Source organism: Pseudarthrobacter phenanthrenivorans (assembly GCF_036455295.1).
Lineage (GTDB): Bacteria > Actinomycetota > Actinomycetes > Actinomycetales > Micrococcaceae > Arthrobacter > Arthrobacter phenanthrenivorans_C.
Genome location: NZ_JAYXNX010000008.1, coordinates 23,213 through 39,605, shown reverse-complemented (window position 1 = coordinate 39,605; position 16,393 = coordinate 23,213). Strand labels below are relative to the sequence as shown.

The 16,393-nt window shown below is 68.1% G+C and carries 11 protein-coding genes; 6 read left to right on the top strand and 5 right to left on the bottom strand.

The window, feature by feature from the left end:
• Nucleotides 1–21: 21 nt before the first annotated feature.
• Nucleotides 22–750, top strand: a complete 729-nt coding sequence (gene rnc, locus VXJ37_RS11905) for a ribonuclease III (RefSeq protein WP_331323244.1) — start codon at nt 22–24, stop codon at nt 748–750.
• Between the two features lie 6 nt (nt 751–756).
• On the top strand, nt 757–1,725 hold the full coding sequence (gene mutM / locus VXJ37_RS11900; protein ID WP_331323243.1) for a bifunctional DNA-formamidopyrimidine glycosylase/DNA-(apurinic or apyrimidinic site) lyase: 969 nt from the start codon (nt 757–759) through the stop codon (nt 1,723–1,725).
• Nucleotides 1,726–1,781: 56 nt separating this feature from the next.
• On the opposite strand, the gene VXJ37_RS11895 is transcribed toward mutM, so the two are convergent.
• Genes VXJ37_RS11895 through VXJ37_RS11885 form a run of 3 tightly spaced genes read right to left on the bottom strand, consistent with a single transcriptional unit; the run spans nt 1,782 to nt 6,438 of the window.
• Nucleotides 1,782–2,753 carry an NAD-dependent epimerase/dehydratase family protein gene (locus VXJ37_RS11895; protein WP_331323242.1) on the bottom strand — a complete coding sequence of 324 codons (972 nt, stop codon included), beginning with the start codon at nt 2,751–2,753 and terminating at the stop codon, nt 1,782–1,784.
• A complete protein-coding gene (locus tag VXJ37_RS11890) occupies nt 2,750–5,422 on the bottom strand; it encodes an alpha/beta fold hydrolase (RefSeq protein ID WP_331323241.1) in 2,673 nt (890 codons plus the stop codon). Before VXJ37_RS11890 ends, VXJ37_RS11895 begins: the two co-directional genes overlap by 4 nt.
• A complete protein-coding gene (locus VXJ37_RS11885; protein ID WP_331323240.1) occupies nt 5,416–6,438 on the bottom strand; it encodes a 3-oxoacyl-ACP synthase III in 1,023 nt (340 codons plus the stop codon). Before VXJ37_RS11885 ends, VXJ37_RS11890 begins: the two co-directional genes overlap by 7 nt.
• Nucleotides 6,439–6,666: 228 nt before the next feature.
• Between VXJ37_RS11885 and smc the strand changes: the two genes are divergently transcribed.
• Both smc and ftsY read left to right on the top strand, forming a co-directional pair.
• The gene (gene smc / locus VXJ37_RS11880; RefSeq protein ID WP_331323239.1) at nt 6,667–10,254 is read left to right on the top strand and encodes a chromosome segregation protein SMC; all 3,588 of its coding nucleotides are present in this window, start codon (nt 6,667–6,669) and stop codon (nt 10,252–10,254) included.
• 119 nt (nt 10,255–10,373) lie between these two features.
• Complete coding sequence (gene ftsY / locus VXJ37_RS11875) at nt 10,374–11,576, top strand: signal recognition particle-docking protein FtsY (RefSeq protein WP_331323238.1); 1,203 nt, start codon at nt 10,374–10,376, stop codon at nt 11,574–11,576.
• A gap of 9 nt (nt 11,577–11,585) precedes the next feature.
• Here ftsY and VXJ37_RS11870 read toward each other — a convergent pair whose 3' ends face one another.
• Nucleotides 11,586–12,827 (bottom strand): MFS transporter, encoded by a 1,242-nt coding sequence (locus tag VXJ37_RS11870; protein WP_331323237.1) that lies wholly within the window; start codon nt 12,825–12,827, stop codon nt 11,586–11,588.
• A gap of 224 nt (nt 12,828–13,051) precedes the next feature.
• Between VXJ37_RS11870 and VXJ37_RS11865 the strand changes: the two genes are divergently transcribed.
• A complete protein-coding gene (locus tag VXJ37_RS11865; protein WP_331323236.1) occupies nt 13,052–14,407 on the top strand; it encodes an ammonium transporter in 1,356 nt (451 codons plus the stop codon).
• Nucleotides 14,404–14,742 carry a P-II family nitrogen regulator gene (locus tag VXJ37_RS11860; protein ID WP_331323235.1) on the top strand — a complete coding sequence of 113 codons (339 nt, stop codon included), beginning with the start codon at nt 14,404–14,406 and terminating at the stop codon, nt 14,740–14,742. Before VXJ37_RS11865 ends, VXJ37_RS11860 begins: the two co-directional genes overlap by 4 nt.
• A 169-nt stretch (nt 14,743–14,911) precedes the next feature.
• Here the strand turns inward: VXJ37_RS11860 and VXJ37_RS11855 are convergent, their stop codons facing one another.
• Nucleotides 14,912–16,315, bottom strand: coding sequence for a glucose-6-phosphate dehydrogenase (locus VXJ37_RS11855; RefSeq protein ID WP_331323234.1), 1,404 nt, complete (start codon nt 16,313–16,315; stop codon nt 14,912–14,914).
• Nucleotides 16,316–16,393: the final 78 nt, after the last annotated feature.

Sequence of the window (16,393 nt, the reverse complement as noted above, 5' to 3'; positions counted from 1 at the left end):
TCGGCCCCAACAGGCTGAATGATGTCTTCAACTGAAGAGCTTCTGAAGCGTCTCGGTGTCTCTATTGACGCCGGGACGCTTCGTCTTGCGCTTACCCACCGCTCGTACGCGTACGAGAACGGCGGCATACCCACCAACGAGCGTCTCGAGTTCCTCGGCGACTCCATCCTGGGGTTTTCCGTCACCGACGCCCTCTACCGCGACAATCCGGACCTGCCCGAAGGCGAGCTCGCCAAGCGCCGGTCCGCCGTCGTCAGCACGCGTGCCCTCGCGGGCATCGGGCGCAGCCTGGGCATTGGCGAGTACATCTACCTGGGCCAGGGCGAAAAGCTCACCCACGGCAAGAACAAGGCCTCCATCCTTGCGGACACCATGGAAGCCCTGATCGGGGCAACCTACGTCTCCAATGACATTGAGACTGCCCGCCAGCTGGTCATGCGCCTCATCGGTCCCTTGCTGAAGGACGCGGCCGTGCTGGGTGCCGGAACGGACTGGAAGACCAGCATCCAGGAACTCGCTGCCAGCCGGCAGCTGGGCACCATCCATTACGCGGTGGAAGGCTCCGGCCCGGACCATGCCCGCACCTTCACCGCCGTCCTCAACATCGGTGGCACGGCCTACGGCAAGGGTTCCGGGCACTCCAAGAAGGAAGCCGAACAGGAAGCGGCAGCCGACGCATGGCGGGTGCTGTCAGGCAACGGGTCCCAGGCGGCGGCCGGAACCTCCACTGGTTCCGTGGCCGCCAAGTAGCCATCCGTGCCTGAACTGCCGGAGGTGGAGGTTGTCCGCCGTGGCCTGGTGAACTGGGTCCGCGGCAGGACCACCGATGCCGTTGAGGTGCTGGATCCACGCTCCATCCGCCGGCATGCGCTGGGAGCTGATGACTTCATCGGAAACCTTGAGGGTGCGCTGGTGTCCGACGTCGTTCGGCGCGGCAAATTCCTCTGGATGCCCCTGGCGGACAGCACCGCGGCCGTGGCCGGGGAGCCCGGTGCTGTTCCCGCGCCCAAGGTGGCGCTGATGGCGCACCTGGGCATGAGCGGGCAGCTGCTGATGCAGGACTCGTCCGTCCCCGACGAGAAGCACCTCAAGGTCCGGTTCCGGCTCAGCCATCGCGAAGGCATGCCCGGACAGTTGCGGTTCGTGGACCAGCGGATCTTCGGTGGCCTTTTTGTCACCGGCCTGGTCCCCACGGACGACGGCGGCCCCGGCGGCCTCGCGGAATCACCCCTGCCGCTGATTGCGGAGGAAGCGGCGCATATTGCCCGCGACCCCCTGGACCCGGCGTTCTCTTTCGACCTGTTTTACCAGCGCCTGCGAAAGCGCAGGACCGGGCTCAAACGTGCGCTGCTGGACCAGGGCCTGGTGTCCGGGATCGGCAACATCTACGCCGACGAAGCCCTGTGGCGCGCCCGGCTGCACTACGCCCGGCCCACTGACACGCTCCGCCGGATCGAGGCCCGGCGCGTTCTCGACAGTGCGCGCGAGGTCATGCTCGACGCGCTGGAAGCGGGCGGCACCAGCTTCGATTCCCTCTACGTCAACGTCAATGGGGCCTCGGGCTACTTCGACAGGTCACTCAACGCATACGGGCGCACAGGCGAACCCTGCAAGCGCTGCGCCGCAGCCGGCATCCACTCGATCATCCGCAGGGAACAGTTCATGAACCGGTCATCGCACACCTGTCCGGTGTGCCAGCCGCGGCCCCGCAACGGCCGCTGGTAGCAGGATCCGTCCTGCCCACGCCGCAGGAACGCAGGAACGCAGGAAACCGCGCAGGGTCAGCGCCGGCCGTAGTACTCCGCCAGCCGCTCCAGCCCTTCATCGAGTGATACGGCAGGCGTCCAGTCCAGGAGTGCCCTGGTGGCGCGCTGGTCGAACCAGTGGGCTGTGGACAGCTGTTCGGCAAGGAACTTGGTCATGGGCGGCTCGTCCCGCTTTCCCAGCCTCAGCCACGCCCTTTCCACCACCGAACCCGCCACGCGCGCCAGCCCTCCGGGCACGGACCAGGACGGGGCAGGTACGCCGCCGGCAGCGCAGATGCCGGCAATCAGTTCGCCTACGGGGCGGGGCTCACCGTTGCTGACCACCAATGCCCTGCCATGGATGTGCCTTATCCGCTCCAATGCCGCAACAATCGCTGCGGCTGCGTTGTCCACGTACGTCGTGTCGATCAGCGCCGCGCCGCCGTCCAGCAGGGGCAGCCGGTTGCGGGCCGCCCGGGCCAGGACACGTTCCACCAGCTGGGTGTCCCCCGGGCCCCACACCACGTGGGGCCGCACCGCAGCGACGCGGAACCCGGCTGAATCCGCCGCCAGCGCCAACAGCTCCGCCTGCGCCTTGGTGCGGGAGTAGTCACCGTGGGCACGCACCGGGTCAGCCGGCCCGGCATCCAGTCCTGCGATGGCCGCGCCCGAATTGGCCACAGACGGGGAGGACACAAAAACGAAGTCGCCGACCCCGGCCTCACGCGCAGCCAGGAGCAGCCGCCGCGTTCCCTCGACGTTCACCTCGTCAAACTCGTCTGCCCGGCCGGTGAAGGAGACTTTGGCTGCCAGGTGGACCACCGCTTCAGCACCCCTGACGGCCACCCGCACCGCCGCATCGTCGGTGAGTGACCCGCACTGGTCCGTGGCGCCGTCGACCCCTGACGGACGCCGCTGGAAGGTGGTTACGGCATGGCCCCTGTGCACCAGGAGTCCCGCAACCGCGCTGCCCAGCAGTCCGCTTGCTCCGGTGACGAGGACCCTCATGGCGTTCCCGGACGGCCGCCGGCCAGCACGGATGAAGCCCAGCGGGCCACGCGGGTCCTGTCGATCTTGGCGTTGTGGCGGATATCGGTAGGCTGCGCGGGGACAACCAGGACCGCCGCCACGGATACGCCTGCACTCCGTGCTGCTTCCCGCACCTGTCCGGCAAGTGCCGTTCCGGCAAGGCCTGCCTTGCGGGCCGGCGGGACCGTCTCAAGGACGGCCGCCACGGCCTGGGTCCCGGCCGGACCGACGCCCACGACGGCGGCCATCCCCACCCCATCCAGGCGCTCCAGCGCCTGTTCGGCGCCCACCGGGGTCACCGCCCCGCCGGGGGCTGTCACGACATGGGCCAGCCGGCCTTCCACCCACAGCCGTTCCTTGGCGTCCAGGTGGCCCACGTCGCCCGTCCGGTGCCAGCCCGGCAGGCCGGCGCTTACCTGCTGGGTCAGCCAGAGCCGGTCGTAGGCTTCCTTGACATGCGCGGCACTGACCAGGATCTCGCCCGTTGTCCCGGCGGTGGTGACCGGCGTGTTTCCGGGCGCGGTGCCGTCAGGCGCCAGGGGAATGACCGCTATGCGGGCGCCGTGGACGGGCGGGCCTACACAGACGCCGTTGCCGGCGCCCGGCGTCGTTCCGGCAGCAGCGTCTGCCGCAGCCGCCTGGATTTCTTCGAAGCTGATGTCCGTGACCGGCAGTGCCTCGGTCATTCCGTAGGGGGTGTGCAGCGACGCTGCCGGAAGGAGTTCCTGGACCTCCGCCAGGAGCGGTTCCGGAACGGGGGCTCCGGCGGAAAGGAGCAGGCCAACCCTTCCGAGCGCTGCCCTGGCTTCCTCAGTGAGGCCGCCGCGGGTGGCAACAACGTTCCGCAGGGCAGCCGGCGATGCGAAGACCACCGTGGCGCCGATGGCCGCCACGGCGTCGGCGAGGGCGCATGCCGTCAGGGTTCGCGGCGCGGTGACGTCCATGGCCGGCGTCACCGACACCGCTCCCAGGGCCGGCCCCAGCAAGGCGAACGGAGCGAACCCCGCCACCAGCCCCTGGCCGGGCCGGATTCCGAACGTCCCGGCCACGGTGTCGCGCATGGCGGCAAGCTGCCGGTGGGTGTACAGCACGCCCTTGGCCGGGCCGGTGGAGCCGGAGGTAAAAAGCACGGCGGCGGGGGAGTCGGGGGCAGGGATGGTGGCCCGCGCTTCCCCGGCAGCCTCAGTGGGGCGGGCGGCTCCCGCCCTGGCCAGTGCGGCGAGGGAGGTTTCCACCCCAAGGAGCTTGCGGCGCCCCGGCGGGAGGTCCTGCACGCTGATGCGCCTGGCGGCCCACCCCAGGGCACGGGCCGCCGCCAGTGCCCTGTCGATCCCGATCAACACGTCCGGGGTGGCGCCCTTCACCGCCCGGCTCAATCCCTTGACGCCCAGCCCGGCATCGGCAACCACCACCACGGCTCCCAGCCGCAGGCACGCGTAAAGGGCCACCGTGAGGTCCACCCCGGGCGGAACCATCAAGCTCACCCGGCTGCCCGGGCCAACGCCCGCCTCCCGCAGGCCTGCGGCGAGATTCCCAACGCTGTGTTCCAACTGCTTCCAGGTGAGTGAACGGGCCACGCTGCCGTCCGCTGCCATTTCGACGACGGCCCGTCCGCCCGGGGAGGGCCCTGCCGCGAGTTCCGCCAGGGGCGCCCAGAGGGGAACGAAACCGGGGCGCTCAGGCGCAACGGGAGCTTTGGCAACACTGTTCCTGTCCGTGCCAAAGCGCGCGGCAAGCCAGTCGAAAACCGCAGGGGTGATGTCCCGGTCCTCTGCCACCAGGTGTCCGGCGCCTTCGTAGCGGTGGACGTCCGCATGGGGGAGCCGGCCAAGGAGGTCCTTCAGATACCGGTCGGAGAAGATTGGGTCCCGGGGACCCCACAGCATCAGCGCCGGGACCTCCAGCCGGCGAACGCCCTCAGCGACATTGTTGAGCGCGGCGAAGCTCGGATGGGTGGCATCAACGGGGATGTCCGCGACGAAGTTTCCCACCCCGGCGCGGCGGGATGCGCCACGGTAGGGGGCCATGAAGGCGTTCCGCACCGCCGTGGGCAGCGGCGGGCCGGCAAGCGAATGCGTCACCCGCAGGAAAGCGTCGGTGGTGGTGGTTCCCCATTGGTGCACGGCCGGATGCAGGGCCAGGCGCAGTGCTGCCGGGATGGGCGAGCCGGCCGGCTGGTGGACGGCCGTGTTGGTCAGCACCACGCCCGCGAGCTGGTCCTGGTGCGCCAGTGCCCAGCCGAGGCTGATCACCCCGCCCCAGTCGTGGCCTACGGAGACCACAGGACCTTCCAGCGCCAGCGCGGCGGTGAGGTCGCCCAGGTCATTGATCCTGTCGGCAAGGCGCCGGAAAGCTCCCGTGCGCTCCGAGAACCCCATGTCCAGCTGATCCACGGCCACCACGCGCCACGGATGTGCCGGGTCGCAGCCGGCCGCCAGCAGCCTCCGCCACAGGTAGGACCAGGTGGGGTTGCCGTGGACACACAGCAGAGTTCCCTGCGGAGCCAGGCCGCGGGCGGAAAGCTCAGTGCCGTTGTCCAGCAGGTGCCAGCGGCGAACTGTGCCCGGCGCATCAGCGCCTGACGTGGAGGGGACATCGATTTCGCGCGACCATTGGGCGTCAACGCCCGGCCAGTCCACCGTCACCAAACGATTTCCAGCATGGCGGTGTTCAGGCCCGAACCCACGCCCATGCACAAAACGCGGTCCCCGGTACCCAGGGACTGCGACTCTGCGGCGAGCGTCATGGGAAGGGATGCGGGACCCACGTTGCCCCAGTGCGGGAAGGTGATGGGCACCTTGTCCGGATCCAGGTCGATCGCGTCGATGATGGCCTGTGTGTAGGCGTTGCTCACCTGGTGCGTGACATAACGGTCCATCGCAGCCCAGTCCCACTCGGGCTGTGCCTCGTGCCAGGCGTCGACCACCAGCTGGAGGCCGCCGTCCAGCAGACCCTTCGTGTCCGTGTGCATGCCGTCGATGCCGCCCACGCACAATTCGTGGTGCTCCGTGCCGGCGCGCATCACGCCGCCCACCACCCGGTGCGCTCCCGGGTGCTGGTCCGCAGGTCCCAGGACGGCCGCTGCCGCTCCCGAACCGAGCGTCAGCGTGGCAAATTCGCGGTTGAAGTCGTCGCGGGTGGTTTCCGGCCGCTGAAGCCTGGCCAGCGTGGCCTCCTGGGTCAGCTGGGCGTCCTCGCCGTTGACCACCACGGCGTACCTGATCTGTCCGGAGTCGATCATGTTCGCGGCCAGGGTCAGGGCGTTGACGAAACCGAGGCAGGCATTGGCAAGGTCGAAGTTCATGGCCGAGGACGGCAGGCCAAGGCCGTGGTGGATCTTCACTGCCACGGACGGTTCCAGGTTGCGCCGGGTCACCGAGGTATTGATCAGCAGGCCGACCTCCGAGGCTTCGATGCCGGCCTCCGCCAGCGCTTTTGCACCGGCCTCCACCGCAGCGTCGTCGAAGGATGTTCCGGGAGCCCACCACCGGCGGTGCGTGATGCCTGCAACGCGCTCCAGCAGCCGTGGCGGGAACTTCAACCGCTTCAGGGTTGACGCCAGGCGGCGGTCAAAGTCGGTGGAGCTCACAATCCTGGGAGCTTCAACGCTGCTGACCGAGAGCAGCGCGGTGTTGCTGTGGCGGAAGGTTGCATTACCTGCCAATTCAAGCCCCTCTTCGTTTCCGTCCCGCGTTCATGCGGTGACTGTACCCACATAAACGCAGGCTCAAGAGCTTAACTATGCCTTTGCCACGCCGGAACCTGCATATTCACCGAGGCGCGGGCGCCGGCTCCCGGGCGCTGCTGCGGGGAAAAGTCCGTCCTGCGCAGTAGATTGTAGTGAGCCTTTTCCAGCAATGTGCCCTACCCGCTCCAGGAGACCAGAAAAGCCTTGCACCTCAAAAGCCTCACCGTACGGGGGTTCAAGTCCTTTGCGTCTGCCACCACGTTCGACTTCGAACCCGGCGTCACCGCCGTCGTGGGTCCCAACGGGTCCGGCAAATCCAACGTGGTGGATGCCCTGGCCTGGGTCATGGGCGAGCAGGGAGCGAAAACCCTCCGCGGCGGCAAGATGGAGGATGTCATTTTTGCCGGGACGTCCGGGCGGCCGCCACTGGGCCGTGCCCACGTTTCCCTGACCATAGACAACGCCGACGGCGCACTGCCCATCGAATACAGCGAAGTGACCATTTCCCGGACCCTGTTCCGCACGGGCGGGTCCGAGTACGCCATCAATGGTGCCGGCTGCCGGCTGCTGGATATCCAGGAACTGCTCTCCGATTCCGGGCTCGGCCGGGAAATGCACGTCATCGTCGGCCAGGGGCAGCTGGACCGGGTACTCCACGCCACCCCGGAGGACCGCCGCGGATTCATCGAGGAAGCGGCAGGGATCCTCAAGCACCGGCGCCGCAAGGAAAGGACGGTCCGCAAGCTGGAGGCCATGCAGGCGAACCTCCAGCGGCTCACGGACCTCACCGGGGAGATCCGCCGCCAGCTCACGCCCCTGGGCAAGCAGGCGGAGGTGGCGCGCCGGGCCCAGCGGGTGCAGTTCGACGTCCGGGATGCGCGTGCCCGCCTGCTGGCCGACGACCTCGTCCAGCTGCAGCTCGCCCTGGAGCAGGACGTGGCGGATGAGGCCGCGCTGAAAGCCCGGCGCACCGCCGTCGAACAGGAACTTGAGTCCGGGCGCAGGGAGCAGGCAGGGCTGGAACAACTGGCAGCCGAGGCCACGCCCCGGCTGAACGCGGCCCGGGACACCTGGTACCGGCTGTCCACCGCACGTGAACGGCTGCGGTCGCTCGGCTCGCTTGCCACCGAGCGCAGCCGCCTTTTGGGGTCCGACGACGCTGCCCCGCCCTCCGGCCGCGACCCCGACCAGCTTGAGCGCCAGGCCGCGCGGGTACGCCAGGAAGTGGCCGAACTCGAACAGGACATCGAAGCACGGCGGAGTGCCCTGGAAGCGGCCAGCGCGGCAAAGGCGGAAGCGGAGGAGGCGGCCCGCGCCGAGGACCAGCGGCTTACGGCGCAGCTCCGCGCCGCGGCTGACCGGAGGGAGGGCCTGGCCCGGCTGGCCGGACAGGTTGCTGCCGCACGGTCCCGCGTGGAGTCGGCACAGGCGGAACTGGGGCGGCTGCGCGACTCGCTTGCCGCGGGGACCGAGCGCCGCGCCCGGGCCCAGGCGGAGTTCACCGAGCTGGAAAACCAAGTGGCCGGGGTGGAGGAAGGGGAGGAATCCCTGGACGCCGACTATGAGGCCGCCAGCGGGGTTTTGGACGCGGTGCTCCAGGAAATCGCGGATCTCAAGGCCTCTGTCAACGAGGGTGTTCGCAAGCGGGACGCCCTGGCGGCGCGGCTCGACGCCCTGAAGCTGGGCCTTGACCGCAAGGACGGCGCCCGGCACGTGCTGGAATCAGGTCTGGCGGGAGTGCAGGGGAGCCTCGCAGCGGCGATCACGGTCCGGAGCGGGTACGAAGCAGCTGTAGCCGCAGCCCTGGGCGAGGCGTCCGAGGCAGTCCTCGTCCAGGACGGGGCCACGGCCGCCGGAGTGCTCCAGCGGCTGAAGGATGACGACGCCGGCAGGGCGTCGCTGCTCCTCGCCTCCGCCGCCGCGAAACACCAGGAGGACAAGGGCAACGTGGCATTGCCCGGGGGAGCGGTGTGGGCCGCCGACCTGGTGGACGGACCTGCCGGCCACCTTGCCCTGGTCCGGCACCTGCTCAGCGGAACCGCCGTCGTCACCGGGATCGACGCCGCGGCCGCGCTCGTCGCATCGCTGCCTGGTATCACGGCCGTCACCGGCGAGGGTGACATCTTCACCGCCGTCTCGGCTGCCGGCGGCTCGGCCAAGGCCCCGTCACTCCTCGAGGTACAGGCAGCAGTGGACGACGCCGGCCGCGGCCTGTCCGCGGTCACCGCGGACCTGGAGCGGAACAGGTTTGCCCTGGCCGCCGCCGATGCCCGCCGCGCCGGAGCGCAGGAGGAGGCGGACGCGGCCCTGGACAGGCTGCACGAATCGGATGCCCGGCTGGCCGCCGTGGCAGAACGCCTGGGCCACCTGAACTCGGTGCTGCGCAGCGCCGTGGGCGAAAGCGACCGGTTGGCGGCCTCCCTGGCCAGGGCCGGGGACAATGTTGCTGCCGAAGAAGAAGCGCTCGCGGCCATCACCGCCCGGCTGGCCGCGGCCCAGGAAGCGCCCGTTGAAGAGGAGCCCTCCACCGAACAGCGGGACGCCCTGGCACAGGCCGCATCAGCCGCCCGCGCGGCGGAAGTGGAAGCGCGGCTGTCCCTGCGCAGCGCCGAGGAACAGCTGGTGGCCACCCGCAACAGGGTGTCCTCCCTGGAACGTGCTGCCGCCACGGAACGCCGTGCCCGGGAAGAAGCCGCACAGCGCGCCCGGCGGCGCCGCATCCAGGCGAAACGCGCGGCCGCCGTGTCCGCAGGGGTGGACCTGGCGCTGCGCTACGTTGACGTCTCGGTGGACCTGGCCCGGCATGAACGCGACCTTGCCGAGGAGACCCGTGAACTGCGTGACCGTGCCCTGCGGGACATGCGGGACGCCAATGAAACCCTGGCCCGGGAACTGGCAGACCTCACAGACAACGTTCACCGGGACGAGCTGGCGCGGGCGCAGCAGCGGGCCAGGATAGAAGCTGTGGAAACCCGGTCCGTGGACGAACTGGGCATCACCCCGGAGGCCTTGGTGGCGGAATTCGGCCCACACGTGCCGGTCCCCGTGCCCGCGGAGGAATCGGGCGACAAGTGGGCGGCCCTGCGCGCCCCTGTGGACGGCAACGGCGAAGAGATCAGGGCCGGCAAACCCTACGTCCGGCAGGAACAGGAGAAACGGCTGCGGAAGGCTGAGCGCGACCTCGCCAGCCTGGGCAAGGTGAACCCCCTGGCGCTGGAGGAATTCGCGGCGCTGGAGGAGCGGCACCAGTTCCTCAGCACCCAGCTTGAGGACCTGAAGGCCAGCCGCCGCGATCTGCTGGACATCATCAAGGAAGTGGACGACCGGGTCCAGCGCGTCTTCGCCGAAGCGTTCCAGGACACCCAGACCCAGTTCGTGCGGGTCTTCGAGCGGCTCTTCCCGGGCGGCGAGGGCCGCCTGGTCCTGACGGATCCCGATGACATGCTGACTACCGGGATCGAGGTGGAGGCACGTCCGGCCGGAAAGAAGATCAAACGGCTGTCCCTGCTCTCCGGCGGGGAGCGGTCCCTGACCGCCGTGGCGCTGCTGGTGGCCATCTTCAAGGCGCGGCCGTCGCCGTTCTACGTCATGGACGAGGTGGAGGCTGCCCTGGACGATACCAACCTCGGCCGCCTGATCACCATCTTCGAGGAACTACGGGAATCCAGCCAGCTCATCGTCATCACCCACCAGAAGCGGACCATGGAAGTGGCGGATGCGCTGTACGGCGTCACCATGCGCGGCGACGGCGTCTCAACCGTCATCAGCCAACGCCTCGGTGCCGAGGTATAGCGGAGGTCCGCAGGGACACTGGCAGCGCCCGGTACCCAGGCGGCAGGCGGCGCAAACGGGCAGGTCAGGTGCGTGCCGGACGCCGGATCCGGGCGGACCGTTTGTGAGAAGCTAGGGGAGTGAATGACATCCTTCCCATTGTCCTGTCCATTCTTGCTGCGCTGGTGGTCATCGGCGGCCTGATTCCGGTCCTGCTCAAGACACGGAGGAACATCACCCGCTACCCCGGAACCCGGGATGCCAACGACCCCGAGATCCGCTCAGGCGGCAGCACGGCGGTGGCGGACCGCGACGGGACCATCGAACGCAAGGCGCCGGAGGGTGTGGACCTCGAAGGGCTGGACACCACGGTCCCGGATACGGCCGCGGGGCTGGAAACCATCCCCGTGGAAACTCCGCTCCCCGTCGCGGGGCGCCTTACCCGGCTGCGGGAGCGCCTGGTCCGCTCCAACAACATCATGGGCAAGGGCCTGCTGGCGCTGCTCTCCAGCGACCGCATCGATGAGAGCGTCTGGGACGAGGTGGAGGAAACGCTCCTGCTCGCCGACCTGGGTACCGAACCCACCATGCAGCTGGTTGATGCCCTCCGGGAGCGCGTCAAGGTGCTGGGCACCCGTACCCCGGAGCACGTTAAGGCCATGCTGCGTGAAGAACTCATCAAGCTTGTGGACCCCACCATGGACCGCAGCCTCAACGTGCAGCGGCATGCCGACAAGCCCGCCGTGATGATGGTGGTGGGAGTGAACGGGGTGGGCAAGACCACCACCGTGGGCAAGCTGGCCCGGGTGCTTGTGGCCGAGGACAAGGACGTCCTGCTGGGCGCCGCTGACACCTTCCGCGCCGCTGCCGCTGAGCAGTTGGCCACGTGGGGCCAGCGCGTGGGGGTTCCCACCGTGAAGTCGGATATCGACGGCGCCGACCCCGCCTCGGTTGCCTATGAAGCCGTAAAAGCCGGCATCGAGCAGGAAGTCGATGTGGTCATGATCGACACCGCCGGGCGCCTGCAGAACAAGGTGGGCCTCATGGACGAACTTGGCAAGGTCAAGCGCGTCGTGGAGAAGCTGGCCGAGGTGGACGAGGTCCTGCTGGTGCTGGATGCCACCACCGGCCAGAACGGCCTGAACCAGGCGAGGGTCTTCTCCGAGGTGGTCAACATCACCGGCATTGTCCTGACCAAGCTGGACGGAACCGCCAAGGGCGGCATCGTCGTCGCCATCCAGAACACCCTGGGCGTGCCCGTCAAGCTCATCGGACTGGGCGAAGGCGCGGACGACCTGGCTCCGTTCGACACCGAAGGCTTTGTTGACGCCCTGCTGAACTGAGCTGTTGGGCTAGCTGCCTGCCCTGCGGAGCGACTCGCGGGTGGGCAGCCATCCGACGGCGGCCAGGAGCAGGATGGCGCCGGTCACCCCGAAAGCCCAGCCGAAGCCAAGCCGGTCCGCCAGCAGGCCTGCCACCACCGGCCCTACGATCGCGCCGACGTCGGACGTCATCTGGTAAACGGCCAGGACCTTGCCGCCGGAGCGGCCGTTGCCAATGACATCGGCCACGGCCGCCTGCTGGGCAGGGCCGAACAGTCCCGACCCGACGCCGGCGAGCATTGAGGCCGCAAGGAACCAAGGCAGATTGGAGGTAATCCCGATCCCCGCGGTTGCCAGGGCCGCTACCAGCAGTCCCGAAATCATCATGGGCTTTCGCCCCAGGGAGTCCGCCAGGCGCCCCGAGAAAGTCAGGGCGGCCGCGTTGCCCGCGGCGAAGACTGCCAACGCCAGTCCTGCCGCCTGCGGGCCTGCTCCGAAGGCGGCCGCTGCGAACAGCGGCACCGTTGCCATCCGCACGCCAAAGGTGGCCCACCCGTTGGCGAAGCTGGAGGCCAGGGCCGACCGGTACGTCCCGGCGGTCAGGGCGTCACCGAACCGCATGTCCGGCGCCCGCCGCTGCGTCTCGCTCTGATCCCTGCGCTGGTGGCTGAGCTGGGTCTGCACCACGAAGGCGGCAACGAGCAGCGCGGCTGCGTAGGCGAGGAACGGTACCCGCAGGCCGAGCCCGGCCAGCAAACCACCCACTATCGGCCCGCACACGTTCCCGATCAGGAACGCCGACGCGTAGGCGCCCGAGACCCGGCCCCTGCTCTGGGGCGGCGCCAGCCGAATCACCAGGGCCATCGAGGCCACCGTGAACATCACTGACCCCGCCCCGCCCAGGCCGCGGAACAGCAGCAGCTGCCAGTAATCCTGGGCAAAGGCGCACGCTGCCGTGGACAATGCCACGATCAGGAGCCCGGCAACATAGACCGGGCGCTCGCCGCGCTTTCCGATCAGGGCACCGCCGGCGGGAGCAAACGCCAGGCGCATGAACGCGAAGATCGCCACGATGACCGCCGCCTCGGTGTTGCCCACCCCAAAGGTTGTTGCGAACTGCGGCAATACCGGTGCAACAAGCCCGAATCCAAGCGCAATGAGGAACGCTGCGGCCAGCATCACCTTGATGTCCCTGGGAAGTTTCTCCCGCTGCGGCCTCAGCCGGGCCAAAAACCTCGAAGTGGCGCCGCTTGCGCGGGGTGGTGCCGTCATGGTGCGGGAGTCCTTGCTGGAGTGGGAGCCGGGTGGCCGGGCGGGTGCGGAAACATAACCGTAACAAGGCAGATATCCACCATTTACTTCCTAGAGGTTGTTGTAACAGGCCCGCAATCTAAATCCTCCGCGGGCGAAACACGCCGACGCCACACTCATTACAGGACGCAAAAGGCGTTGGCAGGCGGACAAGTCCGCACCGAAAGCAAGAGAGGACGTAGGCCATGGAACTCACCGCAGGTCTCGTTTGGCTCCTGGTGGCCGCAGCACTCGTGCTGTTCATGACCCCGGGCCTGGCATTCTTTTATGGCGGCATGACGCGCGCCAAGTCGGCACTGAACATGATGATGATGAGCTTCGTCGCCATTGGAACGGTCGGCATCACCTGGGTGTTGTGGGGCGCCTCGATGTCCACGAGTAACGAGGACAACTTCTACCAGATCTTTGCGAACCCGTTCAGCCACTTCGGCCTGCACAACTTCACGGACCCGGCAGACCTGCTGAAGGTGGGCTACGCGGCAACCTTCGCCATCATCACCGTCGCCCTGATCTCCGGTGCCGTCGCGGACCGCGCAAAGTTCTCCGCTTGGGTCATCTTCACGCCGATCTGGGCCACACTGGTCTACGCGCCGCTTGCCTTCATGGTGTGGGGTGGCGGCCTGTTCTCCAAGGACGGCTGGTTCGGCCAGACCTTCGCCCCGGTCATCGACTTCGCCGGTGGCACCGTGGTGCACATCAACGCCGGTGTTGCCGGTCTGGTGCTGGTACTGATCATCGGCAACAGGAAGGGCTTCGGCAAGGACCCGAACCACCGCCCGCACAACATTCCGTTCGTCATGCTGGGCGCAGCCATCCTCTGGTTCGGCTGGTTCGGCTTCAACGCCGGCGCCGCTGCCACGGTCGAGCAGGCCGGCCTCATCTGGATCAACACCCTGGCTGCCCCTGCCGCCGCCATGCTGGGCTGGCTCGCCGTTGAACGTATCCGGGATGGCCACCCTACGTCGCTGGGCGCCGCGTCCGGTGTGGTCGCAGGCCTGGTCGCCATCACGCCGGCCTGTGCCAACGTATCCCCGCTCGGTGCGATTGCCCTGGGCATCGTCGCCGGCATCGCCTCAGCCCTGGCTGTCGGCCTGAAGTTCAAGCTCGGCTATGACGACTCACTGGATGTTGTGGGTGTCCACCTCGTAGCCGGTGTCATCGGAACCGTTGCCATCGGTTTCCTCGCCACCCCCGACCAGGGAGCTGCCGGCCTGTTCTACGGCGGCGGTGCCACCCAGCTGGTGGCCCAGGTCCTGGCGGCACTGTTCTCCGTGGCCTTCACCGCCGTGATGACCCTGATCATCGCCTACCCCATCCACAAGACCATGGGCTTCCGCATCTCCGAACACCAGGAAATCGCCGGCGCAGACCTCAGCCTGCACGCCGAGACCGCCTACGAGTTCGGTGTCGGCGGCCACGGCGGCAGCTTCCAGCCGCTGCACGACATGGTGACCGGCAAGACCCAGGCGGAAGCCCGGGAATCGGCAGCCGGTGCACAGAAGACACAGTCAGCAACAGGTAAGGAAAGCGTGGGGGCATGAAACTGATCACTGCAATCGTCAGGCCGGAAAAGCTCGAGACCATCAGGGAAGGGCTGGAAGCCTACGGCGTGCAGGGCCTCACCGTCAGCGCCGCCAGCGGGTACGGCAGGCAGCGAGGCTACACCGAGGTTTACCGCGGAGCGGAATACAACGTGGACCTGCTCCCCAAGATCCGGGTGGAAGTGCTGGCTACGGACGAGCAGGCCGACGACATCCTGGACGTGATCATCGCCAGCTCCAATACCGGCAGGGCCGGGGACGGCAAGGTCTGGACCATCGACGTCCATGAAGCAGTGCGGGTCAGGACTGGCGAACGCGGAGTGGCCGCGATTTAGCCAAGCCACCCAAAGCGGCAGTTGAAACAGGGCGGGCGGGAACCAAAAGGTTCCCGCCCGCCCTGTTTGCCGTTGCCGCTTAGTCCTTGTGCCGGTTGGTGGGCCAGGACGCCGGACCCGCCGNGGGGTAAACAACCCGGCCCCCCCCCGCCCTGTTTGCCGTTGCCGCTTAGTCCTTGTGCCGGTTGGTGGGCCAGGACGCCGGACCCGCCGAACCGGCGTCGTACTCCTCAAGGGGCACCTCGCCCTGCGCCCATGCCTTCAGTACCGGCTCGACGATCCGCCAGCAGTCCTCCGCCGTGTCGCTCCGGACGGACAGCAGGGGATCGCCTGTCAGCACGCCTTCCAGCACTTCGCCGTAGGGCAGGAGGTCGGAGGCACTCAGTTCCGCTTCCAGGGTGACCCGGCCCAGGCTGAAGATGTTCCCAGGCCCGTTGACGTCGACGTCGAACTCCAGCGTGTCCGGGCCAAAACCGATCCGCAGCTTGTTGGGGGAGTCCACGCCCGTGAAGCCTTTGGGCAGGTGGGGAACCGGAAGGAAGGTGACCACCGCTTCCTTGCGCTTGTCGCCCAAAGCCTTGCCGGAGCGCAGGATGAAGGGCACGCCCCGCCAGCGCCAGTTGTCAATAAACACCTGGATTTCGGCAAGGGTTTCCGTTTCCCTGCCGGTGTCCACGCCCTCCTCCCTGGCGTAGTCGGGCACCTCCTTGCCCGCCGTCGTGCCGGCCGTGTAGCGCGCCCTGCGTGTCGATCGGGTGAAGGGTGCCTTCACACTGCCGGCACGAAGGACCGTGGAGACCGCGTCGCGGAGGTCGCGCTCGCCGATGGTGGCCGGCGGCTCAATGGCCATGATTGCCATGACCTGCAGGAGATGGCTTTGGATCATGTCGCGAAGGGCGCCGGCGTTGTCGTAATAGCGTGCGCGTCCTTCGAGGGCCAGGTCCTCGTCAAAGAAGATTTCAACCTTCTCCACATGCTGCCGGTTCCACACCGGCTCCAGGAAGTTGTTGGCAAAGCGCAGGCCCAGGATGTTCAGCACGGTGGCCTTGCCCAGGAAATGGTCCACCCGGTGGATGTGGTCCTCCGGGACCAGCCGGGCCAGCGTCTGGTTAAGTGAGCGCGCCGATTCCTCGCTGGAACCAAACGGCTTCTCCATCACCAGGCGGGTGCCCTCCGGCACTTCCTGCGGCTGGAGGATCTCGCAGGCACGCTGGCTGATCCGGGGCGGAAGCGCAAAATACACCGCCACCGGGCCTTCCAGGGTCTTCAGCAACGCCGCCAGGGCGCCTGCGGCTGTGACGTCCACCTGGTGGTAGACCGTCTCCTTCTGCAGCAGCGCAAGCGAGTCCTTCCCCGCTGCGTCCGCAGTGTCCGCCGCCGCGGCAAAGGAGGATTCCACCCGGTCCCGCCACTGCTCCGGCGTCCAGGAATCCGAACCGGCCCCCACGAGGGCGAGGCCCTCCGCCCGTCCGGCGGCAACAAGCCGCGCCAGGCCCGGCAGCAGGAGCCTGCCGGTAAGGTCGCCCGAGGCACCGAGGATGAGCAAGGTCTTGACAGTTGTTTGGCTCGTCATTTGGCCAGCATGCCACCTAAGGTGTCTGACTTGATACCCTAGGTAGTCGAGTCCCGCTCATCTCCTGAAAGAAGTTCA